Origin of the sequence: Edaphobacter bradus, from assembly GCF_025685645.1 — a bacterium.
GTDB classification, from domain to species: domain Bacteria; phylum Acidobacteriota; class Terriglobia; order Terriglobales; family Acidobacteriaceae; genus Edaphobacter; species Edaphobacter bradus.
Genome location: NZ_JAGSYF010000002.1, coordinates 1,309,255 through 1,335,521 on the forward strand (window position 1 = coordinate 1,309,255; position 26,267 = coordinate 1,335,521).

General features: G+C 62.1%; 19 protein-coding genes. 11 read left to right on the forward strand and 8 right to left on the reverse strand.

The features are described from left to right. The first annotated feature begins 67 nt into the window (after positions 1-67). Positions 68-3,415, forward strand: a complete 3,348-nt coding sequence (locus OHL16_RS11615; RefSeq protein ID WP_263367291.1) for a TonB-dependent receptor — start codon at positions 68-70, stop codon at positions 3,413-3,415. Between the two features lie 46 nt (positions 3,416-3,461). Next, positions 3,462-3,956: an ester cyclase gene (locus OHL16_RS11620; RefSeq protein WP_263367292.1), complete on the forward strand. Its 495-nt coding sequence runs from the start codon at positions 3,462-3,464 to the stop codon at positions 3,954-3,956. 41 nt (positions 3,957-3,997) lie between these two features. On the opposite strand, the gene OHL16_RS11625 is transcribed toward OHL16_RS11620, so the two are convergent. Continuing rightward, positions 3,998-5,614 (reverse strand): TIGR03118 family protein, encoded by a 1,617-nt coding sequence (locus OHL16_RS11625; protein ID WP_263367293.1) that lies wholly within the window; start codon positions 5,612-5,614, stop codon positions 3,998-4,000. Between the two features lie 346 nt (positions 5,615-5,960). Between OHL16_RS11625 and OHL16_RS11630 the strand changes: the two genes are divergently transcribed. After that, on the forward strand, positions 5,961-6,164 hold the full coding sequence (locus OHL16_RS11630) for a hypothetical protein (protein ID WP_396127194.1): 204 nt from the start codon (positions 5,961-5,963) through the stop codon (positions 6,162-6,164). Between the two features lie 53 nt (positions 6,165-6,217). On the opposite strand, the gene OHL16_RS11635 is transcribed toward OHL16_RS11630, so the two are convergent. Continuing rightward, positions 6,218-7,048 carry a hypothetical protein gene (locus tag OHL16_RS11635; RefSeq protein WP_263367294.1) on the reverse strand — a complete coding sequence of 277 codons (831 nt, stop codon included), beginning with the start codon at positions 7,046-7,048 and terminating at the stop codon, positions 6,218-6,220. A gap of 440 nt (positions 7,049-7,488) precedes the next feature. Continuing rightward, positions 7,489-9,624, reverse strand: coding sequence for a molybdopterin-containing oxidoreductase family protein (locus OHL16_RS11640; RefSeq protein WP_263367295.1), 2,136 nt, complete (start codon positions 9,622-9,624; stop codon positions 7,489-7,491). A gap of 129 nt (positions 9,625-9,753) precedes the next feature. On the opposite strand from OHL16_RS11640, the gene OHL16_RS11645 reads away from it, so the two are divergent. Then, a complete protein-coding gene (locus tag OHL16_RS11645) occupies positions 9,754-10,221 on the forward strand; it encodes a YybH family protein (RefSeq protein WP_263367454.1) in 468 nt (155 codons plus the stop codon). A 51-nt stretch (positions 10,222-10,272) separates the two neighbouring features. Further along, the gene (locus tag OHL16_RS11650; RefSeq protein ID WP_263367296.1) at positions 10,273-11,220 is read left to right on the forward strand and encodes an MBL fold metallo-hydrolase; all 948 of its coding nucleotides are present in this window, start codon (positions 10,273-10,275) and stop codon (positions 11,218-11,220) included. A 73-nt stretch (positions 11,221-11,293) separates the two neighbouring features. On the opposite strand, the gene frr is transcribed toward OHL16_RS11650, so the two are convergent. After that, the gene (gene frr, locus OHL16_RS11655; protein ID WP_263367297.1) at positions 11,294-11,878 is read right to left on the reverse strand and encodes a ribosome recycling factor; all 585 of its coding nucleotides are present in this window, start codon (positions 11,876-11,878) and stop codon (positions 11,294-11,296) included. An 81-nt stretch (positions 11,879-11,959) separates the two neighbouring features. Continuing rightward, the gene (locus tag OHL16_RS11660) at positions 11,960-13,138 is read right to left on the reverse strand and encodes a pyridoxal phosphate-dependent aminotransferase (protein WP_263367298.1); all 1,179 of its coding nucleotides are present in this window, start codon (positions 13,136-13,138) and stop codon (positions 11,960-11,962) included. A 280-nt stretch (positions 13,139-13,418) separates the two neighbouring features. Here OHL16_RS11660 and bamA point away from each other — a divergent pair, with 280 nt between their 5' ends. Continuing rightward, a complete protein-coding gene (gene bamA / locus OHL16_RS11665; protein WP_263367299.1) occupies positions 13,419-16,319 on the forward strand; it encodes an outer membrane protein assembly factor BamA in 2,901 nt (966 codons plus the stop codon). Between the two features lie 79 nt (positions 16,320-16,398). On the opposite strand, the gene OHL16_RS11670 is transcribed toward bamA, so the two are convergent. After that, positions 16,399-17,754: an RDD family protein gene (locus tag OHL16_RS11670; protein WP_263367300.1), complete on the reverse strand. Its 1,356-nt coding sequence runs from the start codon at positions 17,752-17,754 to the stop codon at positions 16,399-16,401. Between the two features lie 51 nt (positions 17,755-17,805). On the opposite strand from OHL16_RS11670, the gene OHL16_RS11675 reads away from it, so the two are divergent. The 3 genes from OHL16_RS11675 (at position 17,806) to OHL16_RS11685 (ending at position 22,666) form a co-directional block, all read left to right on the forward strand. Beyond that, a complete protein-coding gene (locus tag OHL16_RS11675) occupies positions 17,806-20,424 on the forward strand; it encodes an LPS-assembly protein LptD (protein WP_263367301.1) in 2,619 nt (872 codons plus the stop codon). A gap of 69 nt (positions 20,425-20,493) precedes the next feature. Beyond that, on the forward strand, positions 20,494-21,537 hold the full coding sequence (locus tag OHL16_RS11680; RefSeq protein WP_263367302.1) for a DsbA family protein: 1,044 nt from the start codon (positions 20,494-20,496) through the stop codon (positions 21,535-21,537). 28 nt (positions 21,538-21,565) lie between these two features. Further along, positions 21,566-22,666 (forward strand): SurA N-terminal domain-containing protein, encoded by a 1,101-nt coding sequence (locus tag OHL16_RS11685; protein WP_263367303.1) that lies wholly within the window; start codon positions 21,566-21,568, stop codon positions 22,664-22,666. On the opposite strand, the gene OHL16_RS11690 is transcribed toward OHL16_RS11685, so the two are convergent. Next, the gene (locus tag OHL16_RS11690) at positions 22,663-22,971 is read right to left on the reverse strand and encodes a hypothetical protein (RefSeq protein ID WP_263367304.1); all 309 of its coding nucleotides are present in this window, start codon (positions 22,969-22,971) and stop codon (positions 22,663-22,665) included. The two genes, OHL16_RS11685 and OHL16_RS11690, sit on opposite strands and share 4 nt — an antisense overlap. Before the next feature lie 323 nt (positions 22,972-23,294). Between OHL16_RS11690 and OHL16_RS11695 the strand changes: the two genes are divergently transcribed. Continuing rightward, positions 23,295-24,341, forward strand: a complete 1,047-nt coding sequence (locus OHL16_RS11695) for a Gfo/Idh/MocA family protein (RefSeq protein WP_263367305.1) — start codon at positions 23,295-23,297, stop codon at positions 24,339-24,341. 36 nt (positions 24,342-24,377) lie between these two features. Here the strand turns inward: OHL16_RS11695 and OHL16_RS11700 are convergent, their stop codons facing one another. Then, positions 24,378-25,655 carry a DUF5715 family protein gene (locus tag OHL16_RS11700; RefSeq protein ID WP_263367306.1) on the reverse strand — a complete coding sequence of 426 codons (1,278 nt, stop codon included), beginning with the start codon at positions 25,653-25,655 and terminating at the stop codon, positions 24,378-24,380. Positions 25,656-25,741: 86 nt separating this feature from the next. On the opposite strand from OHL16_RS11700, the gene OHL16_RS11705 reads away from it, so the two are divergent. Then, a complete protein-coding gene (locus tag OHL16_RS11705; protein ID WP_263367307.1) occupies positions 25,742-26,158 on the forward strand; it encodes a c-type cytochrome domain-containing protein in 417 nt (138 codons plus the stop codon). Positions 26,159-26,267 lie beyond the last annotated feature (109 nt).

Genomic DNA, 26,267 nt, shown 5'->3' on the forward strand with positions numbered 1-26,267 from the left:
GCTTCTGCGCATGGCGCGGCTTCAAAAAGTGACCTCGATTAAAATCGTCTAAAATCGATGAGACGATATGACTAGAATTATTACGACCAAAATTGTGCTGTCTTTGGTCGCTACCTGTGTGGTCGCCGCGCCCGTGAGCGCGCAGGTTCGAGGTGAGCTCAAGGGCCGGATCAGCGACCCATCCGGTGCGGCCATCTCCGGCGCGCAGGTCACGCTCACCCAGACCGCCACCGGCGTTCGTCAGAACGCCGCGACCACCGATGCGGGCGAATACGACTTCACCCAACTGAACTCCGGCACCTACAGCATCGCCGTCGATCGCCCCTCCTTTGCTCGCCTTCAGCGCAATGGCATCACCGTCACCGTAGGCCAGACGGTGAACCTCGACCTCGCCCTGCAACCCGGCCCCGACAACCAGACCATCACCGTCAACGCCGACGCGCCCCTGCTCCAGACCGCCACCAGCGACATCGCCACCACCATAGCCGGAAGCACCGTCGTCGCGCTCCCCCTCAACTCGCGCAACTTCGTCCAGTTGAGCACCCTCGCACCAGGCGTCGCACTGCCACCCGGAACCCTCCTCCCGCGCATCAACGGCGGCCGTCCCCGCACCAACGAGTACCTCTACGACGGAATCTCCGCCCTGCAGCCCGAGCCCGGCCAGGTCGCCTTCTTCCCCATCATCGACGACATCGCCGAGTTCACCATCGAGGCCAACAACGTTCCCGCGGAGTTCGGCCGATTCAACGGCGGAGTCGTCAACGTCGCCACGCGCAGTGGCAACAACCAGTTCCACGGCAGCCTCTACGAGTTCTTCCGCAACGAAGCCCTCAACTCGCGCAACTACTTCGCAGGCAGCGCCGCACGCAAGCCCGAGTATCGCCGCAACCTCTACGGCGGCACCATCGGCGGCCCCATCCTGCACGACCGCCTCTTCTTCTTCGGCGACTATCAGGGCATCAAGCAGCGCATCGGCGTCACCCGCATCTCGACCGTGCCAACGCTCGCCGAGCGCCGGGGAATCTTCACCGGCGTCGCAAAGATCTACGATCCAACCACCACGCAGGTCGTCAACGGCAAGGTCATCCGCACCGAGTTCCCCAACGACGTCATCGACAAGCCGCTCGATCCCGCCGCCGTCGCGCTTCTCGCGCGCTACCCACTCCCCACCAGCGGCGGAGCAGCCAACAACTTCACCCGCACCGCAAACGACGACGACCACCAGAACCAGTTCGACCTCCGCATCGACGCCGCGCACGGCAGCCGCGACCGCGGCTTCGCCCGCTACACCTACTACAACGAGGTCGAGCAGCCCGTGACCCCGCTCCCCGAGGGCTCCGGAGCCATCGGCGGCTCGGTCATTGGCACCGGAAACGTCGGCGGACTCTCCAACATCCTCGGCCAGCAGATCGTCCTCAGCGAGACCCACACCTTCTCCCCCAGCGTCGTCAACGACGTCCGCCTCGGCTATACGCGCCGCGGCAACACGCAGTCCGGCCCCACTCTCAGCAGCACCGCATCGGACGCGCTCGGAATCCCCGGCATCCCCACCAACGCCTCCTTCAACAACGTGCTGCCCCTCTTCACACTCACCGGCTTCCAGCAGCTCGGAGCCAACGCCAGCACCTCCGCCCGCTACCAGACCTCCGTCTCCGAGCTCATCGACACCGTCCTCTTCACCCACGCCGCGCACTCCCTCAAGGCAGGCGCCGACATGCGCCGCTACGAGCTCAACGCCATCTCACCTCCCAACCCCACCGGCTCCTTCTCCTTCACCAACACCGGCACCAATACCACCGGCGCCAAAGGTTCTACCGGCGGCAACGCACTCGCCGGCTTCCTCCTCGGCCAGGTCGACACCTTCTCCATCGACCTCCAGAACCGCACCATCCGCCCCCGCGACTACATCTACGAGTTCTTCGCCCAGGACGACTGGCGCATATCCCCGCGTCTTACCCTCAACATCGGCGCACGCTGGACGCTCCATCTCCCCTCCACCGAGACCCGCAACCAGGGAGCCGTCTTCAACCTCGCCACCCAGCAGCTCGACTACCTCGGCGTCAACGGCTACCCTCGCACCGCCCGCGAGCTGCACTGGGCGAACGTGGCCCCGCGCCTCGGCTTCACCTTCGCCGTCGATCCCAAAACCGTCCTCCGCACCGGCTTCGGAATCGTCTTCATCGACCAGAGCGGAATCACCACGCCCTTCACCACGCCGCAGTATCCCTTCATCCAGAACGTCCAGCAGAAGACCACCGACGGCTTCGTCCCGGCCTTCCAGCTTTCGAAGGGCCCCACCGTCACACCCATTCCCCTCACGCCCGACGCCGGTCTCGGCCAGAGCGTCTACACCGCGAACCGCAAAGCCGGCTCTGGATACGTACAGCAGTGGAACCTCGCCGTGCAGCGTTCCATCACGAACAATCTCTCCGTCGAGATCGCCTACGTCGGCTCGCACATCGTCCACGTTGGCATCCCTGACGCGAACCTCAACCAACTCACCGCCGCGCAGCTCGCCACCGGCCTCACCAACCCCACCGCACTCACCGCGCAGGTCACAAACCCCTACTACGGCCTGATCCCCCCATCCAGCAGCATCGGAGGTCCTAAAGTGGCCGCGGCCCAGCTCCTCAAACCCTACCCGCGCTTTCAGAACGTCGCCATCTACCGCAACAACAGCGGCACCACCAACTACAACGCCATCGAAGCCAAGGCCGAGCAGCGCCTCAGCCACGGCCTATCCTTCCTCTTCAGCTACACCCACTCCAAGCTAATCGACGACGCATCCTCCGTCTTCTCCTCCACCGTGCTCTCGTCCCCCAACAGCTCGTCGCTCATCGCAGCCGACACCTACCGTCCCTATCTCGAGCGCGACTCCTCAAACGGCGACATGCCCAACGTCTTCGCCATCAGCGGAGTCTACGAGCTCCCCCGCTATGCCGGCCACGGCCTCGCCACGAAAGCATTCGGTGGCTGGACCCTCAACGCCATCGTCAGCCTGCAGAGCGGCATGCCCGTCACAGTCACCCAGGCCACCAACCTCAACAGCTTCGCCGGAGTCGTCCTGCGGCGCCCTAACCTCACCGCCAACCCCGCTCTATCGCCCGGCCAGCGCACCCCGGCACACTTCTTCAACACCGCCGCCTTCGCCACAGCGCCTGAGTTCACCTTCGGCAACGCATCGCGCAACCCCGTCCGCGGCCCCGCCTATCGCAACGCCGACTTCGCTCTGGTCAAGCACACCCGCATCGGCGAGCGCACCGACGTCGAGCTGCGCGCCGAGCTCTTCAACGTCACCAACACCCCCGCCTTCTCGCAGCCCAACGGCTCATTCGGAGCCGCAGCCTTCGGCAGCATCACCAGCACCACCACCGACCCGCGCGTCGCGCAGTTCGCCGTCAAGCTCAGCCGCTAACCCTCTACTGTTGTCACGTCCGTCATGCGGGCCTACACTCCCACGCATGACGGCACAAGAGCTGGAATCCCTCTGGGAAGAGCACACCCGCCACGAATTCGTCACCCGCGATCTCCAGTCCACCCTCGACACCATGGTCGACGACGCCTACGTCAACCACATCCCCACCATGACTGGCGGCTACGGCAAGGAGGCCCTCCGCGGCTTCTACGGCCACGACTTCATCCCCTGCATGCCGCCCGACACCACCCTCACCCCGGTCTCCCGCACCGTCGGTGCCGACCAGCTCGTCGACGAGATGATCTTCTCCTTCACCCACACCATCGAGATGCCTTGGATGCTCCCCGGCATCGCTCCCACCGGCCGCCGTGTCGAGGTCCCGCTAGTCGCCATCGTCCACTTTCGCGATGGCAAACTCGCCCACGAACACATCTACTGGGATCAGGCCTCTGTCCTCAAACAACTAGGCGTGCTCAACGACCCAACCCTCCCCATCCAGGGAGCCGAAACCGCAAAGAAGGTCCTCGAAACGCTACGATAGACGGTTCGAGCAGCGGATGTTGTGTACCGCCATATCTATATCTATTGCACGGTAAGTGCGATGGAGGTCTGCTGCATGACTGACCCGGCGCTGGCGGTCATGACCACCGTCGATTGTCCTGCAGGGGTACCTGGCACAGTGTGTTTGTTGTCGGAGCAACCCGCGATGAGTCCTGCGACCGCAACGAACAGAAGCATTACACCCAGCAGACGAATGGCATAAACTCCGTTGCCGCGTGACCGCCGGCGCCGAATCGCCAGGATAGACGCGAAAGGCAAAAGCAGTGCTGAAGTGATCCCTGCGGCGTACGTGCTCCGAAGATGTCGCTGTAGCCGACTTGTAGTGGACATCGTGGTCTGGATGGTGACGGTGCCCGTCGCGGGGGCAGTAGGCGACACGGTGAGCGACGAGGGAGAAAAAGTGCAGGTGGCTTTTGCTGGCAAACCACTGCAGGCCAGGCTGACGGATCCGCTGAAACCATTCACGGGTGTGACACTGACGTTGGCTTGGGTCGAGTTGCCTGCGGTGACTGTGGCCGCACCTTCGGAAGCGCTGAAGCCGAAGGTGGGTGTACCGCCGGCCGTTGTCGTGTTTGTGATCCCGGCGAAGAGACCGTGGGCCATGTTGGCAAGTCCGGCGGTGAAATACACCGTGCTGGTATCGCCGCCGCTGACGGAAGTCGTGCCGGTGACAGTCGTGCCGCCCGGAAGAAGCTCCCACAAGTCGCCGTAGGTGAGAGCCTTACCAGTAGCGTCCATCAGTTGCCCGAGGTAGGCAAACGTCTTAGGGTCGTAGACGTTGATGATTCCATTACCGAAGTTCCCAACGAGCAGATCATTGCTGAAGATGCCGAAGTTGGCGGGGGCGAAGGCGATTCCCCAGGGCGCGTTGAGATTGCCGAAGGTAAGCACGCGGGAAACGAACTTCCCCGTCGTGTCGAATACGTTGACGACGCCATGGCCGGGACCCGCTCCGTAGTTGGCAATGTTACGCAACGTATAGGTGACGAAGACCTGCGTGCCTAAAACGTGCACCGAGAAGGGAAAGTAGCCCGGGGGAAGACTCGGATCGGTAAAGCTGCCGGCGAGCTTCGTCGGCTTAAAGGTGTTGTCGTATACCTCGATCGCGTTACCCTCGAAGTTCGCCGCGAGGATATAGCTGTTGGTGGTGACTCCGCCGGTGGCGATGTTCAGGATCGCCAGACCCGTGTAGGCAGAGGCGTGGTTGTTGATCACGATCTCGCAGATGGAGTTGGCAAAACCGAGCTTGCTGTTCCACCCCGAGATTGTGCCGTCGAGGGTCGAGAAGAGGAAATTGGCTTTGCTGCCGTTCGATAGAACCATCCCGGTGGCTCCAGCCGTCGTGACGGCGCCGGCAGGCATACCCGTCGCACCTACCGCCCCGGACGCGGCCGGTACGATGACCTTGAAGGGAATGGCTCCAGCGGGCGTAACGATGTAGGCGAAGCCGGTGCCCTGGGCGCTAATCCACCACACTGGGCTGGAGGTGACGGCCCACGGGTTGATGAAGTTGGCGTCCATCGTCGTGGCAGGCACGGAGCCGTCCGAAACAATGTTGGTCACTTTATACGATTGTCCCGCTGCCGGCAGGCATATGGCAGCGAAGGCTACGATGGAGAGAAGGCCTTCATTTCGCATCGCGACGCACTCGCTTTCTTCCGCAGACGCAAGGCTGCCCCTGCGGACTGGGATACCAAGTCAGGTCGAATATTAGCCAGTTGCATAGTAGCCAGTTGCACCGAACCAAATGTCTGGGAATTGTAAGGGAATTGTCAATTCATCGCGACAATGCGGGGGGCAGTCGAACGCCTGGGTGCCCCATCCTTCGCAGTCTCATCGTGAATCGGGTCCCCAGAGAGCTTGCTCACTGGGGTGAGGAAGGGTTGGAAAGCAAGTCGCTAGGCCGCCCGATGCTTTGCTGTCTGTTGCTTTGAAGGGTTAGCCCGCCGAGTGCCAACCGCCGGATGCCCCAAACTTCTGGTCGCTGATGAAGCGCAATCTGGCAGGAACCTATGTAGCTGTCGAACCATTCCACCTTGACCGCTATCTTGACGAGCAGATGTTCCGGTTCAACAACCGCCAGAATAAGACGGACGAGCAGCGGTTCAACAAGGCTCTCTCACAGGTCGCAGGAAAGAGGCTCACATACAACGAGCTTACCGGCGCTGGCAGTGCTACCTCACACTAAGTGGCGGCAAGGACGCGGAAAACTTCTCGAACCTCTCTTTCGCTTCCGGGCCTTCATGGTATTGGTGCTTCATGTTTGCATCCGAGTAGGTGAACTTCGTTCCGTTCTCTACGATTTATCCATACCACAATCATTTCCATCTGTTGCGCCATCCTGGGCAGCACATTCTCGGTTGGACTTATTTTTTCCGCTTGGTCTGATGTCCACCACAGTGGAAGGTCATCGTATCGCTCTCCCAACCGATGCATTAGAGAAGTTATTCTCTTCCCAAAATCTTTATCCGTATATGCATAGAGGAGTTTCTGTTGCCACTTGATCTTCTTCAGCGAGCGAGCAGCCATGGCTTCCGCCGCCTTCGCGGGATCTGTTTCGTTAGGATCAAGAATGTCATTGGGATATGGCCCCAAACTGGCGTAGAGGTCACGCAGTTCTTTGGCTAGCTGAAGGGATTCAAGCTGGAACGGAGAAACTACCGCCTTCACCTCTTCCAGCTGCCCTATAGCTTCGCGCCTCTCTTCGTCACATAGTCTTCGGCTCTCCTGCGCTCGCCACAAGTCGGCCTTGTGCCCGGCTTCCACCCTCCGCATTTGATCGGCGTCGGCGTGGTCAGGGGGAGATGCCAAAGCTGCCGTAGAAGAAACTGGGAGATGCTCTTGCTTCTGCTCTCCCTTACGGTAAAGAGAAAAGACAATTAGCAGCACTCCGAGTATGAGCAGACATGCAAACAGCACCCAGTCCACCGGGATCCGGTGAGCAGCTTGCGATATGGCCTTGAAGATCGCCCCTATCACCGTAGAGCCTCCAATCCACTTCGCCAATTCAACGGCAAGGTTTCCGCGAATTTCCTTCCAGCCTTGCGCGACTCTCTCTTTGAAACTAGCCATGCGTCATTGTCCATCCCTTCTGGGGGACGGTAAAGCCATGAAGTTAAAGGCCAAAGCCGACCTTCCCCCAGACTAGCCACGAGGTAACGCCCTGACGCCTGTGCGTCAAGTGATTTATTACCCCTACAAGAAGTAAATCAGCCAAAACCTCAGAAAAAATGCTTGTCAAGCCCCAAAGCCATCTAAACCCATAAAAATAAACCACTTCCAAGTGGCAGAGTAGTTCTCCTCAAGCCGCTAAAATAAAACCAGCACGTAAAGAAAGAAGCCCTGGCCAAGCCGGGGCTCTCTTTTCCGCCACTAAGTCATTTGAATTCAATATCTTGATCTATAACTTGTTTATTATGAATATCTTGCACGGGGAGTCCAAAGCTAAACCAAATAAAATGAATATTTTACGCAAAAACAGGGGGGAGGGGGGTACCCTCAAAGCTGACTCGCTACCCAGCCTTCCGGACCTCGACCAGCGTCGAGTAGAACGTAGGGCCGCCGCCGATATCGGCCAGCCGCTCGCTCGTCAGCGCATTCACATTTGCGCCATCGCGCGAGAGCTTGTTCCAGTCCAGCCGCGCCGCCACAACGCCCGCACCTACGCGGCCATCGACAACCGCGCGCAGCAGAATGCGTCCGCGCCCGTTGAAGACCTCGACCTCGTCGCCCGTCGCAATACCGCGAGGAGCAGCGTCCGTCGCATGCATCTCGAGCACGCCCGCTGTACGCGACTCCATCTTCTGATGGACACCGAGGTTAGCGAAGGTCGAGTTCATATAGTTGTCCGCCTTGCGCGGCAGAAACTCCAGCGGATACTCCTTCGCGTTCGCCCGCGACTCCGCCGGAGCCACAAACACCGGAACCGGAACCAGTTCGCCGCGCCCGCTCGGCGTGTGGAACCACGCAGCCGTGGAGAAGGGAAGCACTTCACCGGACTCGTTCGCCGGAAGCGGCAGCCGGACGTGACCTTCGCGCTCAAGCCGCTCGCGCGTGATGCCCGCAAACCAGGGGTCTTGCGAGCCGAGCGCCTGGTCAATCAGCTCGTCCTCGCGATCGTCGAAGCAAGCCTCAGAAAAGCCCATCCTGCGGCCCAGCTCGCCGAAGAGCGTGACGTTGTTTCGCGCCTCGCCCAGCGGAGCGATCGCCCGCTCGCTGACCTGCGCGTAGAGATGACCGTAAGCGCCCTGCACGTCCTTCGTCTCCAGGAACGTCGGAGCAGGCAGCAGAATGTCCGCGTAGTCCGCCGTGTCAGTAAAGAACTGCTCATGGACCACCATGAACAGATCGTCGCGCCGCATCCCGCGCAGCACATCGTTCTGGTTCGGAGCGATCGCCGCCGGATTCGAGTTGTAAACAAAGATCGCCTTCACCGGAGGCCCGCCAACGCCTGCGTCCGCCGAAGTCAGCGCCTCGCCCAGCCGGCTCATGTTCACCACGCGGGCCACGCGTCCCAGCGGACTCGCGTTCATCAGCTCGGGCATCTGCAGTGCTTTTGAGTTGAACGGAAACGAGCCCGACGTCGAGAGCTGCAATCCGCCGCCGCGATGCTGCCATGCGCCGGTCAGCAGCGGAAGCATCGCAACCGCGCGCGCGGCCGTCCCGCCGTTCTCGCTGCGCTGGATGCCATAGTTTAGCCGGATCGCCGCAGGCTTGCCGGTCGCGCGCAGGCAGTTGGCATAAGCAAGCGCCAGCCGTTCGATCGCTTCGGCTGCAATGCCCGTCACGCGAGCAACTGCTTCAGGCGCGTGCTCAGGCTTCAGCGCATGCGCGCGCAGCTCCTCGAAGCCGTGCGTGCAACTTGCGATGTACTCGCGGTCCTCAAGACCGTCGCGCAGAATCACGTGCGTCAGCCCCAGCGCGAGCGCCGCGTCCGTTCCGGGATTGATCGCCAGGTGCTCATCGGCGAGCGCCGCCGTGCGCGTCTTGTACGGGTCGATCACGACCAGCTTCGCGCCGTGCCGCCGCGCCTCTTCGATGAAGGGCCACAGATGAATATTGTTGCCGTGAATGTTCGCGCCCCACGCGATGATCAACCCGGCGTGTGCAAAGTCTTCGGGCGGCGTTCCCAGCTTCACGCCGTAAACGCTCGACAGCGCCGTGCCTCCCGTGGTCGAGCAGATCGTCCGGTCGAGCTGCGAGGCTCCCAGCCGGTGAAAGAACCTGCGGTCCATCGATCCGTAGCCAAGCTGCCCGATGGTTCCGGCATAGCTGTAAGGAAGGATGCTCTCCGGACCATGTTCTGCTGCAATCGACGTCAACCGCGCAGCAATCTCATCAAGTGCCTCGTCCCACGAGATGCGCTCAAACGCTTCAGCCTCGCGGCCCTTTTCGAGCGGCCCCTTCGCAACACCCTTTTTGCGACGCATCGGATAGAGCAGTCTGTCGGGCGAGTAGACGCGATCCAGATATTTCGCAACCTTGCCGCACAGAAAGCCGCGCGTCACCGGATGCGAAGGATCGCCCTGCACCTTCACCGCGCGGCCGGTCAGTTCGTCCACAGTCACCAGAACGCCGCACGAGTCCGGGCAGTCATGCGAGCAGACCGCATGAACCACGCGCGTCGCGACAGTGGGATTCGTGCTCATCCCTCTATTTTAGTCCAATGGTGCGCGTAACCCCGCGCCAAACCAGCGCCTGAAAGGTCCCTGAGGGATTCTCAACGACGGACAGCACATTTGCTACAGTGGTCGGTAATCCTCCGAGGTGATTCCGTGATGCTTCGCCGTTGCCTCTTTGCCGCAGTTCTTGCAGTCATCTTCGCCCCCTGTTGTCTGCACGCGCAGGACATGCAACAGTTGACGACCGTGAGCCATGAGCAGCTCGACGTGGTCAAGGTGCTGCTTGCGCAGGAGGCGGCCTGGAACCGCGGCGATCTCGAGGCCTTCTCTCAGGCGTACAAGGACTCGCCCGACACGCTCTTCATCACCAACATCGTCAACCGCGGCTTTGCCGGCATGGTCGATGCCTATCGCCGCGACTATCCCACCAAGGCTGCGATGGGAACGCTGGGCTTCTCGGACCTTGAGGTGCACCCGCTCGATGAGCGGTTCGCCGTCGCCATTGGAAAGTATCATCTCGAGCGCGGCAAGAAGGACGGCGGCAACGCCGAGGGCATCTTCTCGCTCGTCTTCGAGAAGACTGACAAGGGCTGGAAGATCATCGTGGACCACACGACCGGCTAAGGGCCCTGAAGACCGCTCCTGGGGAACAGGGAACGACGTACACTTGAAGCCATGATCACCCGCCGCCGCTTCCTCGCCACCTCAGCCACCGCCGCTACAGCAGCGTGGCTCGCTCCGCGCAATCTCTTCGCGCAGCAGGACGTGCAGGAGCCCGAGATGGTTGTTCATGGGCGAGCTGCCGCAGCCACGGCGAAGATTACAACACAGAAGCTGCAAGGCAACGTCAGCGTGTTGCTTGGCTCTGGCGGAAACATCGCTGTGCTGCCTGGGCCTGAGGGCAAGCTGCTGGTTGACGCGGGCATCTCGACCTCTAAGCCGCAGATCACCGAGGCCCTCGCCGCCATCAGCCCCGACCCCATTCAGCACCTGGTCAACACGCACTGGCACTGGGACCACACCGACGGCAACCTGTGGATGCACGCGGCCGGGGCGACCATCATTGCGCACGAGAGGACGCGCCGACGCCTTAGCAGCCCGCAGGTCATCGCTGCCTTCAACGCAACCTTTCCCGCGCTGCCCGCGGACGCTCTTCCGACCAAGATCTTTACCGATACCGATACGCTGACGACCAACGGAGCCACGCTGCTGCTGAGTCACTACGACCCGGCCCACACCGACACCGACATCTCCGTCCTCTTTACCGACGCCGACGTGCTGCACACCGGCGACACCTGGTTCAACGGCGTCTATCCTTTCATCGACTACTCCACCGGCGGCCACATCGACGGCATGATCCGCGCCACGCAGCGCAACCTCGCCACCGGAACCGGATCGACGATAGTCATCCCCGGCCACGGCCCTGTGGGCGACAAGGACCAGCTCTCGCAGTCGCTCGACATGCTCACCGCCATCCGCGACAAGGTTGCTGCCCTCAAGAAGCAGGGTAAGACGGTAGACGAGGCGGTCGCAGCCAAGCCTACTGCGCAGTTCGACGAAAAGTGGGGCAAGGGTTTCGTGCAGCCGGAGATGTTCGTGAAGCTGGTCTATCAGGGCGTGTAAGCCGCACTCTCTTCCAGCAAAAGAGGCCGGGCATCTCGCCCGGCCTCTTTGTTTTGGTGATCACTGAATCTCTTCAGACGGTCATGATCTCTTTTTCCTTCGCCTTGAAGAGGTCTTCGATTCGCCTGATCTCAGCATCGGTCAGTTGCTGAACCTCTTCGTTGGCGCGCTTCTCGTCGTCGGCGGAGATGAGCTTGTCCTTGGCGGCCTTCTTGATCAGGTCGTTGCCGTCGCGGCGAATGTTGCGGATCGCGGTCTTGTGGTCTTCGAGCGTCTTGTTGAGCTGCTTGACGACCTCCTTGCGCCGCTCCTCGGTCATCGGAGGGACGGGAACGCGGATCACCTTGCCGTCGGACATCGGGTTGAGTCCCACGGGCGAGGTGCGGATCGCCTTTTCGATCGCGCCGATCATGCTCATGTCGAAGGGCTGCACTAGGATCAGGGTCGGCTCTGGCGTGCTGAGCTGCCCCATCTGTGCGACCGGGGTGTCCGTGCCGTAGTAGTCCACCTTGACCTGGTCGAGCATGTGGACGTTCGCGCGTCCCGTGCGCGCCGCGAGCAGGTGCGCCCGGAAGTCGTCCACCGACCTCTCCATCCGCTTCTTCAACTCCAGGTGGGTTCCTTTCAACGCTTCGATACTCGCCATCGCTGATGCCATAACTCGTTTCCTCGTGCGCTGTTGCGCCAACGCAAATTCTACTGGAAATCGTTCCCGAAGAGAGGAGCGCTGTACCGTCTGTTACTTCGTCAGCCTGCGGCAGGCCTCGCGCAGGTCCTCGTCTTTCTTGGCGAAGCAGAAGCGCAGCAGGTCTTCGCCCTTGCCCGCGCGGAAGAATGCAGAGCCGGCCACGGCTGCCACGCCGGTCTTCGCCAGCAGCGCGCGGGCCTTCTGGGCCGCGGTGGCGCCGGGCAGCCCCCTCGCGTCGGCCAGAATATAGTAGGCGCCGTCGGGGACGTGCGGAGTCATTCCGGCGGCACGCAGCGCGTCCACCAGCATCGCGCGCTTCTCTTCGTGCTCGAGCGCCAGCTTCGCGTAGAAGCCATGCCCGAGCTGCTCCAGCCCCGCGGCCACGCCGTGCTGGAAGGGCGATGGCGCGCACACGTACAGCAGATCGTGGAAGTACCCGATCGCCCCGATCCACTTCGCGTCGGCGATGATGTAGCCGATTCGCCAACCGGTCACTGAGAAGGTCTTCGAGAAGCCGGACATCACAATCGTCCGCTCGCGCATGCCTTCAATTGTGGCCGGGCTCACATGGACCGCATCGCCATAGAGGAAGTGCTCGTAGATCTCGTCGGTGAAGACGAACAGGTCGAACTCGTGCGCGATACCGGCCAGCCCTTCGAGTTCAGCCCGGGTGAAGACCTTGCCTGCGGGGTTCGACGGCGTGTTGACCACCACGGCCCGCGTCCGCGGCGTAATGGCCGCCCGCACCTGCGCGAGGTCCAGCCGCCAGTCTCTACCCTCCAGCGGCACGATGACCGGGGAGACGCGCAGCGACTTCAGGGTTCCCACGTGATAGCCGTAGAACGGCTCGAAGAGCAGGACCTCGTCGCCGGGATTGAGCAGCGCCATGGCCACGGCGTGGAAGGCTCCGGTTGCGCCGCTGGTCACCAGCACCTCGCGCTCCGGGTCGGCGACCAGCCCCAGCGTTCGCTCCACCTTGTCGGAGATGGCACGGCGCAGGCGGGGAATTCCATCGAGCCGGGTGTATATATTGTGGCCCTCGCGGATTGCCGCAATCGCGGCCTCGGCGACTACGGGAGGAACCTCGGTGTCGCAGACGCCCTGGGCGAGGTTGACGCCGCCCACGAGGTCGCTCTCGACGCTCATGGCGCGGATCTCCGACTGCACCATGCGCGGGGCGAGCTCGCTCAATCCCAGTCCGCGGTTTACGGCAATCTCTGCCTGCGCCATTGCGTTGCGCTCCTGCACTAGTGTTCGTATGTCCTACTATCTTACGTCCGCGCTGCGTTGCACGCGGGCCTGGGAGCATTTTGCCTGTCTTCGCCCTTCCGGGACGGCTATGGGCCAAAAGAATCAGTAGATGAATCGGCGGGTGAACTCGCTAACCCAATGGCTGCTCCCATATAATCGGAATCTCCCCACAAGGAATTCGCGGGGTGCGATTTTTTCAAGCAGTGAGGGTGTGCGTATCTTTACCGTAGATCGAGAGAGCGGAAGCTCCCTGAATTGCATGACCAAGCCCGTGCGCCCGCGCTCCAGCCGCTTCCGCATCGCTAAGGCCCTGTTTCTTACGACGCTTCTGGCTGCCGCGGTACCGGCGCTCCGTGCGCAGGACCAGGCTGCGCAGACACTGTGCCAGCCCCAGGTGATCGGTAACCGCAGAATTCCCAAGGAGTCGGTTCTGGCACGGATTTTCTCGCACCAGGGCGACGTCTATGACCCCGCGGTGGTCGAACGCGACTTCAACTCGCTGTGGAACAGCAACTACTTCGAGGATGTTCGCATCGAGCGCAGCCCGGGCACCACAGGCAAGTGCCTCCAGCTTACGATCTTCGTTCTCGAGAAGCCGACCATTCGCGAGATCAACTACAAGGGCCTCAGCGCCGTCTCGCAATCCGACGTTCTGGATGCCTTCAAGAAGGCGAAGGTCGGCCTCTCCGTTGAGAGCCAGTACGACCCCACCAAGATCAAGCGGGCCGAGGTCGTTATTAAGGAGTTGCTGTCCGCGCATGGACACCAGTTCGCCACGGTCCGGACCGAGATCAAGAAAATCCCTCCGGCGGCCGTCGCACTTACCTTCAGCGTGAAGGAAGGCCCGACCGTGAAGGTGGGTAAGATTGCCTTCGATGGCAATCACAACCTGAACAACCGCACACTTCGTGCCGCAATGAAGAACCTGAAACCCATCGGGATTCCGCACTCCATCATTCTTGAGAACCTCTTTGCCCGCACCTTTGACGCCAGCAAGCTCGACGAGGACACCGAGCGCGTGCGCGCGGCCTATCGTGATCGCGGCTACTTCAAGGCGCTGACCAGCGAACCCACGACGAAAGTTCGCGACGCCGGCGGACTGAATCCCTTCACGCTGCGGCCCTCCAAGGGAAAGCGCATCGATATCCTCATGCCGGTGGAGGAGGGCGAGCGGTATCGCCTTGGCGGAATCACCTTCAGCGGAAACAAGGCTGTGACCAACACCAAGGTCCTCCGCGCCCAGTTCGCCCAGAAGGACGGCGAATGGTTTGACGCTTCCAAGTTCGGCAAGGGCATCGAGCAGCTCCGCAAGGCCTACGGCCAGCTCGGCTATATCAACTTTGTCGGCAATCCGATTCCGGCGATCGACGACGCGAAGAAGACGATCAGCCTGAACATCGACATTGACGAGGGCAAGCCCTTCTACGTCTCGCGCATCGAGTTCAGCGGCAATACCATCACGCGTGACAAGGTAATCCGCCGCGAGTTGCTGCTAGAAGAGGGGCAGGTCTATAACAACCAGCTCTGGGAGCTCTCGATTCTGCGCCTGAACCAGCTCAACTACTTCGAGCCGCTCAAGGCCGATCAGGACTCCGAGAGCCGCCAGAACGCCGACAGCCAGACCGTCGACCTGCTGCTCAAGCTGAAGGAGAAGGGCAAGAACTCGATCGGTTTGAACGGCGGCATCAGCGGATTGTCGGGAACCTTCATCGGCCTCAACTACGAGACCAACAACTTCCTCGGCCTGGGCGAGACGCTCTCGGTGCAGGCCAACGTAGGCGATCTGTCGCGTAACCTCAGCTTCGGCTTCACGGAGCCGTACTTCCGCAACAAGCCGATCTCGCTGGGAATTCAGGTCTTCACCAGTAAGTACGACTTCAATCCGGCCAAGGCCTACTCGATCTCCAGCAATCAGAGCCAGAACCTGACGACGGCGCAGCAGTCGCTGCTGACCAACTACAACCAGTCTTCGACGGGCCTGACTCTCTCGGCCGGCGAGCCGCTGCGTCACCTCTGGGCGCATAGCGGCGTCGCGCGCATCGGCCTGTCGTATGCTCTGTCGCGGTCGTCGGTGTCGGTGTTCAACGACAACACGCGCAATGTTTTCCAGGCGCTCGCCTTCCGCTCCGGCGTGCAGGGACCGAACCAGCTCACCGGCATCATTACCTCGACTCTCACGCCGAGCTTCACTTACTCGAGCCTCGACCGCGCGGTTGGGCCACACTCTGGCCGCGACCTGAACGTCGCCGTGCAGGTCGCCGGCGTGGGCGGCAACGTCAAGTACGTCCAGCCGGTGGCGACGTACCGGCAGTTCTATCCCATCAAGGGGCTGAAGATAAATCGCGAGGGCCACAACGTTCTGGCTTATCGCGTGCAGATTGCGCACATCTCCGGCTTCGGCGGCGAGGTGGCTCCTCCCACGAACCGTATCTACGGTGGTGGCGAGTCCGACGTCCGCGGCTTCGACATCCGTTCGGCCTCGCCGTACACCCTCATCCCCACGAAGGTCATGTTCAACCTGACGAACCCGGATGGGACCACGGTTCCGCGCGATCCCACCAATCCGTTGCTCGGCAACGTCCAGATTCCTCTGCCGATCTATCGTCTGGTCTCGGTCGGAGGCGACACCAGCCTTACGAGCAACCTTGAGTACCGCATCCCGATCATCAACCAGGTGACGTTTGCATTCTTCACGGACTTCAACCTGACCTTCGACGCGCGGGCCGACCAGCTTCGCCAGAGCGTCGCTGGCCAGGCTACGATCACAAGCCCGCTCTACGGATGCCCGCAGTTCGTCAACGGCGCCTGCTTCGGCGGCCAGCAGGTCTCTTTCCCGAATCCTCTGAAGGTTTTGCCTGGCACCAACTACGTGCCGCGCATGTCGAACGGCGCCGAGCTGCAGGTCATCCTGCCGATCGTCAACGCGCCGTTCCGGATCTACTATGCGTACAACCCGCTGCGTCTCTACAAGACCGTTCCTCAGCAGCTCGCGTTGCCCAACACCTGCCCGCCGGGATCGACGGCCTGCTTCAAGAACCTCTTCCCGGATTCAGGCGCTGGCCAGTTCACCTATCAGGAGGCGTTGCAGTTGTATGGAGCGGATTACCACCTTCGCGAACCGCGCAAGACCTTCCGCCTGACGGTCAGCACGACCTTCTAACCAAAGCGTCACAACCAAAAACAGCAGAGGCCCCATCGGGCCTCTGCTGTTTTTGGTTTGATAGAAGTGAGTCGTTGGCCTAATAGCTGCGCTGGTACATGCGCGTGGCGCGGTCGTGCCAGCCGAGCCGGTCATCGTCGAGCAAAGCCCACAGGTATCCCATTCCAAGCGGGCAGGCCGAGAGCAGGTGCACAAAGATGCGGCGGCGCATTGCCGCACGAGTCGGGTTGTCGTCCGAGAAAGTGCACAGCCCGATGCGGGCGTAGCGCATTCCCGGCGTCGCCTCCGAGAAGGTGAAGAACAGGAGCTGATAGAGCAGACCGAGGATCGCCAGCGTCCCCATGGCCGCGATGGCTGCCGCCTGTGGGGTAAGTTGCAGCGTTCCCGGCTGGCTGAAGTGATTCGCGGTCAATGCAAAGACTGCGATAAAGATGAGTTCGGTCGCCGTCACGAGGACGCCGTCGACGATCCCTGCCATCAGGCGCAGGCTGAGGGGCGCCGTCTGCGGGACCATCGCCGGGTTGTACTGCTCTTCCAGCGCTGCCTGGACCATCACTGGCTCCGGTTGCGCGCTCAGCAGGATCGAAGACCACTCCGGCGCGGCGGACTCGACCACAGGCGCGGTCGAGATCTGCGTCGCTTCCACCTCGAAGATGCGGAGTTGCGAGGCATCCGGCGCGTGGTCTGCCTCGTCGCGCAGAGGCCCTTCGGCAAGGCGAGGCCGCGCTCGCCGCGCTGCGACCAGTTGCCGGGGAAACTCGATCAGGTTGGCCGGAATCTCGACCGGAGGGACCGTCTCCTCGAAGACAGGAGACTGCCGGAAGGCGATCTCCTCATCAAGCGCCATCCGCTCGTCGTCGTCGATGAAAGGAGCCTGCCCGGCACGCGCTGCGACCACTGGCTGCGGCGAGCTCAGCGAGACATCCTCGAAGAGCTGCACCCTCAATCCAACGGAAGGGACCGCAGCCTCTGGAGCAGGGGCCTTCGGAGCGACGGGCGCTGCTCCCGCGCTAGCGGGTGTCTTCACCGGATCGTGAACAAATGTCGGAGCAGCCGGCTCTGCGGTGTTCTGGTCGAGCTCGGCCAGCAGCTCATACTGCGCGGCCACAACGGCCTCAGCGCTGCGCCGGGCTACTTCGGCCGCGGCCTCCGCCTGCCGGATCGCCTTCTCGGCTTCTTCAGCCAGAAAAGCGCGGTAGCTCTGCGACTGCGCGTAGCGCTCCGCGACCGCCGCGGCGATGCGCGCCGAGCGGGCCTTAGCGGCCGAACCGGAAGCCGCCGCCGTCGTTAGCTGCGGCCCGGTCGATTGCGTTCTGCGGGCGCGGTGCGCGGCGACTTTTTCGGCGATCTGCTGCTTCAGCGCAAACGGCTCATAAGCTTCCGTTTCAACACTGGCTTCGTCAACTGGCTGTATCTCTCGCTGTGCTGAGCTCATGGCGCTCAAAACCAAACCTGCTTCCTTGAAATCGTTTAGCCTCAGAGAGTGGTGCGTTTCACAACCTTCGAACCCGAACCGAACCGAGGCTCTTTTCTGCTGCCGCAAGGCCTCATCAGCCGCAAGGCCCGAACCCGCACATCTCTGTCCTTCAGGGCCGTTTACTTCCTGATAACTATCACGCTGGTTCAGGCAAGTCATCCACAGTCGCGGCTGATTGCGCAGGAGGTGCCGAGTCAGGCAACTCAGGCCTCTCCGGCGCCGACCGCGCTGCCCGATGTCCCTGACCCTGCGGCGTCTTTGGAACGCTACCCTGAGGCTGTCGTCCTCCCGGACACCGAAGGCACTACGCTGGTCAGCATCGTGTCCGACCGGCAGTCGAAGACCGGCAACCGCTATGCCCTCGACGGCAACGCTGTCATCACCTACAAGGACCGCCGCATCGAGGCCGACCACATCGACTACGACAGCTCCACCGAGGAACTGAACGCCGCGGGCCACCTCAAAGCCACTGGCGGCGAGAACCACGAGATCATCCGCGCCAGCCATGGCACTATGAATCTCAAGCAGCAGACCGGACGCTTCTATGACGTCACTGGCTCTGTCGGACTCAAGGACTCCGAACACCGCGTCATCTATTCGAACGGCAATCCATTCCTCTTCGCCGGCCGCCTGGTCGTCAAGACCGGCCCGCAGCAGTATGAGATCTACGACGGTTCGGTGACCTCCTGCCAGCTTCCGAACCCGGACTGGCAGCTCTTCGCCGGCCGCTTCTCGGTCGATGGCGACAAGGCCACGGCGCGCAACAGCGTCTTCCGCGTGATCAATATGCCGGTGCTCTATCTGCCCTACGTGTCGCATCCGGTTGACACCACCGAGCGTCAGAGTGGTTTTCTGATTCCGGTCATCGGAGATACTTCGACGAAGGGCATTGTCCTTGGCGAGCAGATCTACTGGGCGATCAATCGCAGCACCGACCTCACCGTGGGAGCCGAGTACTTCTCGCGCCGCGGATGGCAGCAGTCGGCGACCTTCCGCTATCGCGGCCTGGGTAACAACTTCGCCACGGCCCACTACAACGGCCTGCTCGATCGCGGCTACTACACCGGCGGCAAGTACGTGAACCAGGGCGGCGAGGATGTTGTCTTCTCCGGCCGCTACGACTTCTCCGATCAGACGCGCGTCGCCGCCGATCTCGAGTACCTCAGCTCCTTCGCCTATCGCGAGGCTTTCAGTGAGAACTTCAACCAGGCAGTCTCCAGCGACATCCTCTCGATCGGCTACGCCACCCACGAGGCCGACGGCTACTCGGTCTCACTGCGCGCCGATCGCTACCAGGGGCTGAAACAGGTCGCGACGGCCACGCTCCCTGAGGGCGAGATCCACATCTTCCACGCTCCCTCACTCGATCTTGCGACCACAGACCACCCCATCGGAGGATCGCATCTTCTCTGGAGCGCCGACGGCTCCCTCGCCGGGCTCAAGCGTGTCCAGCCCAACTTCTCGACGACGGGCCTCACCGGGCGCTTCGACCTGCACCCGCAGCTCGCGCTTCCTCTCGGCGCCGATGGCTGGCGCTTCATGCCCTCGATCGGCGTGCGCGAGACCATCTACACCCGTGGCCGGCACACTCCCTACACCTCGCCGATACCCGTCGAGACGGTCAGCGCCGTCAACCGCGCCGATCTGGAACTGCAGATGGATGTGCGTGCGCCCGTCCTCGAGCGCACCTTCAGCTCGCCCCTCGTGCACAGGCTCTTTGGCTCTGACGTGAAGCACACCATTCAGCCCGAGGTCACCTACCGTTATGTCACAGGCGTGGACAACTTCCCCAACATCCTTCGCTTTGACGACTCCGATATCGTCAGCAACACCAACGAAGTGCAGTACGGAGTGGTGCAGCGGATCTTTGTGCGCCAGCGCAAGAAGGCCGGCGCCTGCGCGGCCAGCGAGGGAAACGCGCTCGCCATGCCCGCCGCACCCGGCTACGACACCAGCTATGAAGCACCCTCCGCTCCCTGCCGCAACCGCGAGCTTATCAGCTGGAAGGTCACCCAGAAGTACTTCTTCGACCCGACCTTCGGGGGGGCGGTCGTAGCCAAACGGCGTAACATCTTCCAGACGACGCTCGATCTCTCGGGAATCGCCTTTCTCACCGAGCCGCGCAACATCTCTCCTCTGATCTCGCGGCTCCGCCTTCAGCCCTCGGACAAGTTCGACCTCGAGTGGGACTTCGATGTCGATACCGGAGCGAGGAAGTTCACCTCCAACAACGTCCTGATCGACTTCCACGAGGGCAACGTCTTCTCCGGCTTCAGCTATGCGCGGCTCAACGCTCCCGGCCGCTTCTACACGCAGCCCTTCGGCTCGAGCCAGGGGACCTCGTCGCCGGTCTCGGACTTCAATCAGGTCAGGCTCCTGCTCGGCTACGGAGCCCCTACACGGAAGGGCCTTGGCGTTGCTGCCAATGTTGGGCTCGATCTCCGTCTCTCCACCGTGCAGTACGGCGCACTGCAGACCTCGTGGAACTGGGACTGCTGCGGCTTCAGCGTGGAGTATCGCAAGTACGAGCTGGGCTCGGTCCGTAACGAGAACGCCTACCGGTTCAACCTCACGCTGGCCAACATCGGCTCAGCCGGCAATCTTCGCCGGGCCGAGCGGCTCTTCTGAGTCTCGAGATCGCTGGCTGGGTTCCGAACATTCCGCCAGCCTCCGCGTGAGATAATCGGGCGAGGTTCTGTGTTGACCGGTTTGAAGCAACTCTCTCCACTGCTCTTTGCCTTTACCCTGGCCGCTGCCGGATGTCACGCCCAGGTGCCTCTCCATCTGCAGGGGGCCGCAAACGGTCAGTCTTCTGCCAGTTCCGCCGGCAGACAGCCTGCCTCCGCGAGCGGCGACAGGCTGCCTCCCGATCTTGCCCGCCGCGTCGAGGTGCTCATTCGTTCGCGCGCCAGCCTGCCTCCGGACTACGACGTTCTCATCGGCCCTCGCAATCCAAGCAGCGTTCCCGGCTATGACGAGATCACCGTCACCTTCTTCTCCGCTGGCAAGACCTCCAAGCCCATGACCTTCCTTCTCTCGAAGGACAACAAGTCGCTGGCCCAGTTCAACAAATTCGACATCAGCAAAGACCCCAGGACGCTGGTCAGCGGCGAGGGACGTCCCTCGCGCGGCGGTCCTTCCAATGCGCCGGTCCTGATCGTCGGCTTTGACGACCTCGAGTGTCCGTTTTGCGCGAAGATGCATGCGCAGCTCTTTCCGGCTTTGCTGGATAGGTACGGAAACAAGGTCCGCATCGTCTACCGCGACTTTCCACTCGATCAACATCCCTGGGCAATGCGTGCAGCCATCGACACCAACTGCCTCGCTGCGCAAAACCCCGCCGGTTACTGGGACCTCGTGGATTACATCCACGCCCACGCAGCCGAGATGGGCGGAGAACAGAAGAGCCTCGCCAAGGCCCACGAGACCCTCGACACGCTCACCCGCGACGAGGGCAAACGCCTGAAGGCCGACTCCGTCGCGCTTGACGCCTGCATCGCCAAGCAGGACGATTCCGCGGTGAAGGCCTCCATCGAAGAGGCCACGCAGCTTGGGGTAGACTCGACTCCCGCGCTGTTCATCAACGGAGAAAAGCTCGAGGGCGCCGTGCCCCTTGAGTATGTCTACAAGATGATTGACAATGCTCTGGTTGCATCCGGTCAGACACCGCCGCCGCCCCCTCCTCCGGCTGCGCCCGTCCCATCGCCGCAGGTACCCCCTGCTGGCAAGCCCGGAAACTAGCATTTAATGAATGCAGGAGAGTTTTTACGTGACGAACTGGTTGACTGAAGCAAAGGCTAATTCTCCCTCACGGTTTTCGGCCCGCACACTGCATTCTGTTGCGCTGCTCACCGCGGCAGCGGCCCTGTTGCCCATCGCCGGCTGCAATCGCGGCCACAGTGCTGACGTTGTCGCGACGGTCAACGGCAAGGCGATTATGCACACCGAGATGGACAAGGCCTATCAGGGCCAGCTCGGCGAATCTCAGCAGCAGCCCTCGCCCGAACAGGCCGACGCGCTCCGCCTCAGCGTCCTCCGCAATCTCATCGACGAGGAGATCGTCGAGCAGCGCGCCGCCAAAATGAACCTCACGGCCACCAACGAAGAGGTTGACGCCAAGCTCGCTGAGATGAAGGCGCCCTATACCGAGGAGCAGTTCCAGGAGAAGCTGAAGGCCTCCAATCACGCCCTCGACGATGTCAAGCACGATATCCGCCGCAGCCTCACAATTAACAAGCTGCTCACCAAGGAGATCGACTCCAAGATCACGGTCACCGACATCGACGTCACCAGCTACTACAACAAGCACAAGGCCGAGTTCAACCTCATCGAGACGCAGTACCACCTCGCTCAGATTCAGGTCACCGCTGTGCCGTCGCAGCAGCCCGTCAACTTGCAGGGCAGCAAGGCGACCAATGACGTTGAGGCGAAGAAGAAGATTCAGGCGCTGAAGAGCCGTCTCGACAGCGGCGAAGACTTTGGTTCGCTGGCTGCGAACTTCTCGGAAGACCCTGAGGCGGCGTCAAGTGGCGGCGACCTTGGCTTCGTGCCCGAATCCAGGCTGCACGCGGACCATCCCGCGATCTTTACCGAGATCTCGAAGCTGAAGGCCGGCCAGGTCACCGAGATACTTCCTCTGATCGATGGGCAGACGAAGAAGCCGATCGGCTATGCCATCTACAAGCTCATCTCACGCGAGCCGGCGGGCCAGCGCGACCTCAACGACCCTCGCGTCCAGCAGGCCATCCGCCAGCAGCTCCGCGACGGCCGCTCGCAGTTGCTGAAGGCCGCTTACTTCGAGATGCTTCGCGACCAGTCCAAGGTCGAGAACTTCTTCGCCGAGCAGATCTTCAAGAACGCCGCCCACTAGCGGCTTGTACCAATGCCAGGTATGCTGTCTCGCACTCCGGGCAGAGCCACCGCTTCGATCCTGTCCAGCGAGTCGTCGGAGAGAAGCTGGTACGTCTTACGCCTCGAAGAGAACGGACACGATTGCCGCGCCCATGATCGCACGAACTTGCGGCAGGAGGGCCAGAGAAGGCGAAGGACGGCACCACCGACGGCGGCTCCAAAGCCCTTGGTCTGCATGACGCACACCGTGGTCAGTAGAAATGCGGCCAAACGCATGCCGTGATAGGGCAGGCAGAATCCGAAGTGTGATGAATGGTTCGACATATTCTCCTCCCCCCTTCCTAACCTCTTAAGCGGAAAAACAGGGCAAAGGATGCCGGTAGACGACCGGACCAACAAAATGTTCTTTGCATGGCCAAGCGCTGCCCCCCACAAGAGCCCGGAAGCAACGCCCGGGGGCGGGTCCTACACCGGCAGCTTTCCGCTAGGGACACGCGCATAGCTGCCTTGGCCTCCATTAATGGCCTGTGACAGTTCCTTCACTGTCACAACTGCGGCAGCTCATTTCTTCGTGTTCTCACTCAAGGAAACGCAAGATATGACAAGATGAATCAAGCACCCTCCCAGGTGGAGAGAGAACAACTTCAATGCCATCGCCACGCGTTCGTTTCGCGATCCTGGGCTTCGGTCATCATGCCGTTCGCCGTCTCCTTCCCGCCTTCCCGACCTGTCGCTACGCCTCGCTCACGGGGATGTGGCGCCGCGACCAGGCAGCCGCCACGCTGAACAGCGCCGAGTACCGCATCCCGCACAACTTCCCAACGCGTGAGGCGCTTTGCACCTCGCCGGAGGTGGATGTCGTCCTCATCACCTCGCCCGACGCCATGCACAAGGACGACGTTCTGCTCGCTGTTCGAAGCGGCAAGGCCGTGCTCTGCGAGAAGCCACTCTCTATGAATGCTGCCGAGGCCCGCGAGATGAACACCGCGGCAGAGAAGGCCGGCGTTCTCTTCGGAGTCGCCCAGAACTTCCGCTATAACCGCTCGCTCGAGTGGATGCGCGACAGGATCAAGGCCGGTCACATCGGCAGACCCCAGCTTGCTCACGCCGAGTTCGCTTATCCAGCCGATCGCTCTCAGCGCAAGTGGATCATGGACCCCACGCTCGCGACCGGCGGCCCCATCGCCGACGTCGGAGTGCACTGCATCGACGCGCTTCGCTTCGTCCTTGGCGAGGATGTACGAAGCATCAGCACACTGGCCAGTAGATTCCACGTGCGGGAAAAAGTCGAAGCTATCGCCTCGCTTCAGCTTGAGATGACGGGCGGCGTCTTCGCCAATATCACTTGCAGCGCACGCGCGCCGTACCGCACTTTGGTCGAGATCACCGGCTCCGACGGCGTGCTCATCGCAGAAAACGGCCTCACCGTCGATCGCCCGGTCGACCTCGTCATGCGTCGCGCCGGAGAGGTCATCGAGACGGCTACGGTTGACAACGGCGACGGCTACACCCGCATGCTCGATAGCTTTGCCCAGGCCCTCAAAGGCAAAGGAAGCTTCGCAGCCCCAGGCTCCGACGGTATTCGGAACATGCAGGCCCTCGACGCTGCCTTCCTGAGCTGGCAGACCGGCCAGCGCGAGCCGGCCGGCGCGCATAAAGCAAATGCTGCCGCAAAAAAGAGAGAACCGCGCTGAATGCGCGGCTCTCTTCACTCACCTGCAGAAAATTGGCTAACGAATAGCAGCCGCCAAAGCTGTTGTTGTCCCTCCGTGCCGCGTCGTGGCCACGTCACGCCGGGGAGTCTTTGCTGCGGGCGACGGCAGATACCGCTTGTACACGCTGATGTGGAAGCAGCTCTGCTGGAACTCTTCCTCGACGTCGATCTTTCCCTGCTGCACGAGCGGACGCAGATATCCGCGCATCCAGGCGATCTCCGTCATCGACAGGCCATGCTTCGCCAGGTCGACTGCCTGCCCGGTGAGGTGCGGCGATGCCGTCTCGCCCTCTGCGGGCGCGGCGTTTCCATTCACGTGCTGCAGCCGCTGCTGAAACTCCACCGTGCGAACTGCCGAGTTCACCTGCAGCGGCGTGTGGAAGCGCGCATAGTGCGCCTGCGCCAGCGAAGCGAGAAACCGAGCCGTCCACGGCCTGCAATAGCGGCGGTTTGCGGGAAGGCGATCATCCACCTGCAGGGTGTTGCTGACGGGCAACGAGACCAGCAGCCGCTGCGCGCGCATGTCGTTCAGGTCGTCGTCATCCTTGATGCGACTGAGACCCTCACTGTCTGCGACCACGTTCTGCCGGACAAGGATCTCATGCGAGCCCTTGAGAGGCGGAGGGACGATGAGACGGCCACGCCGGTTATAGAGCGTCGGCTGAACGATTGGGGCTGACGCGTCGTCCTGATTGGCCTCTTGCGCTGGCTTCACTGCCTGACGGCGAACACTCGCCTCCGAAGCGGAGGGCTCGGCAGCGGGCGGCGTTGTGCCGGTCGCAGGCGTGCGCGGGGCCGCCTCGTTGTCCTCCTGCGGACGCGAGACTCCCGTGGCGGACTTTCCGGTGTTGTCAGGCTCGGCCGGAAGACCGGAGGCTGCGCGGACAAAGTCCTCAGAGGTCGCCTTGCGCGGAGCTGTGTCGGCGGCGCTCAAGGGAGCGGCGTCGTCTTCGGTCGAGGCGAGGTGAGTTGCGTCTCCGGCAGCTTGCGCGTGTGAGCGGGCACGCACGCGGCTAATGTTGACTGGTTCTAGTGTGTCCTGCTGGCGGCGCCGGCTCTTCTTGCGCCGTCTATGAGGCTTGGCTGCGGCGTCGTCGGCCGCTCTCTCGTGGGTGCGCTTTCTCGCGGCCGTCGGCGCAGCGGCAGAGTGATGCGCGGCGTGACGCGCAACGTGGTGCGCTGGCTTGGCGAGCAGCGTCGCGGGCATCAGTAAGAGCCCTGCGAAGACCAAAGCGGCAGATTGGAAGACGTTCAGGCGCATCAGTGTTTCTGGAGGCGCGGAACGCCAGAGCATCTTTTATGCTAGAGAGAGCTCGCCTCCAGCGTAAGTAATCAAGGCGATTCTGTGTACTTTTCTATAACGGGCGGGTTGGAGGATTGATGAAGGCAGTTCGGGTTTTTTCTCTGGTGGCTCTTGCCGTGACGGCATTCACCCTGCGTCCTGGCAGGACGCGTGCCGCGGCGGACGAAGAGGCCGCAAAGCAGGAGTTCTACACCGCGAAGGTGCAGCCAATCCTTGAGTCGAACTGCTACCGCTGCCACGGCGGGATGAACCATCGTGGCGGCTTGAGCCTCGCAACGAGGGCCGGAATCCTCAAAGGCGGCCATGACGGCGCTGTGATCGTGCCGGGCGATCCGGCGAAGAGCCTGCTGGTGCGGCTGATCCGGCATGAGGGGCCACAGGACGACCCGATGCCGATGCCGCCGAGGTCGAAGTTATCGGATGCTGACATTGCTACGGTCGAGCGCTGGGTTCGAGCCGGAGCGATCATTCCGCAGGATGCCGCCAAACCCTGAATCGCCGGAGAAGAGGCGGGTGTCAGCCCTCGGGGTTGGAGTTGGAGTGGGACGGGGAGGCGGTGTGGGTACCGGCCTGGGCGGGGGCGTGCAGCCGGTGAGAAGCAAC

Bases quoted from the DNA above. Each gene is read 5' to 3' on its own strand.
- OHL16_RS11615 (WP_263367291.1), top strand. From the start codon at position 68: ATGACTAGAATTATTACGACCAAAATTGTGCTGTCTTTGGTCGCTACC.
- OHL16_RS11620 (WP_263367292.1), top strand. From the start codon at position 3,462: ATGACGGCACAAGAGCTGGAATCCCTCTGGGAAGAGCACACCCGCCAC.
- OHL16_RS11625 (WP_263367293.1), bottom strand. From the start codon at position 5,614: ATGCGAAATGAAGGCCTTCTCTCCATCGTAGCCTTCGCTGCCATATGC.
- OHL16_RS11635 (WP_263367294.1), bottom strand. From the start codon at position 7,048: ATGGCTAGTTTCAAAGAGAGAGTCGCGCAAGGCTGGAAGGAAATTCGC.
- OHL16_RS11640 (WP_263367295.1), bottom strand. From the start codon at position 9,624: ATGAGCACGAATCCCACTGTCGCGACGCGCGTGGTTCATGCGGTCTGC.
- OHL16_RS11645 (WP_263367454.1), top strand. From the start codon at position 9,754: ATGCTTCGCCGTTGCCTCTTTGCCGCAGTTCTTGCAGTCATCTTCGCC.
- OHL16_RS11650 (WP_263367296.1), top strand. From the start codon at position 10,273: ATGATCACCCGCCGCCGCTTCCTCGCCACCTCAGCCACCGCCGCTACA.
- frr (WP_263367297.1), bottom strand. From the start codon at position 11,878: ATGGCATCAGCGATGGCGAGTATCGAAGCGTTGAAAGGAACCCACCTG.
- OHL16_RS11660 (WP_263367298.1), bottom strand. From the start codon at position 13,138: ATGGCGCAGGCAGAGATTGCCGTAAACCGCGGACTGGGATTGAGCGAG.
- bamA (WP_263367299.1), top strand. From the start codon at position 13,419: ATGACCAAGCCCGTGCGCCCGCGCTCCAGCCGCTTCCGCATCGCTAAG.
- OHL16_RS11670 (WP_263367300.1), bottom strand. From the start codon at position 17,754: ATGAGCTCAGCACAGCGAGAGATACAGCCAGTTGACGAAGCCAGTGTT.
- OHL16_RS11690 (WP_263367304.1), bottom strand. From the start codon at position 22,971: ATGTCGAACCATTCATCACACTTCGGATTCTGCCTGCCCTATCACGGC.
- OHL16_RS11695 (WP_263367305.1), top strand. From the start codon at position 23,295: ATGCCATCGCCACGCGTTCGTTTCGCGATCCTGGGCTTCGGTCATCAT.
- OHL16_RS11700 (WP_263367306.1), bottom strand. From the start codon at position 25,655: ATGCTCTGGCGTTCCGCGCCTCCAGAAACACTGATGCGCCTGAACGTC.
- OHL16_RS11705 (WP_263367307.1), top strand. From the start codon at position 25,742: ATGAAGGCAGTTCGGGTTTTTTCTCTGGTGGCTCTTGCCGTGACGGCA.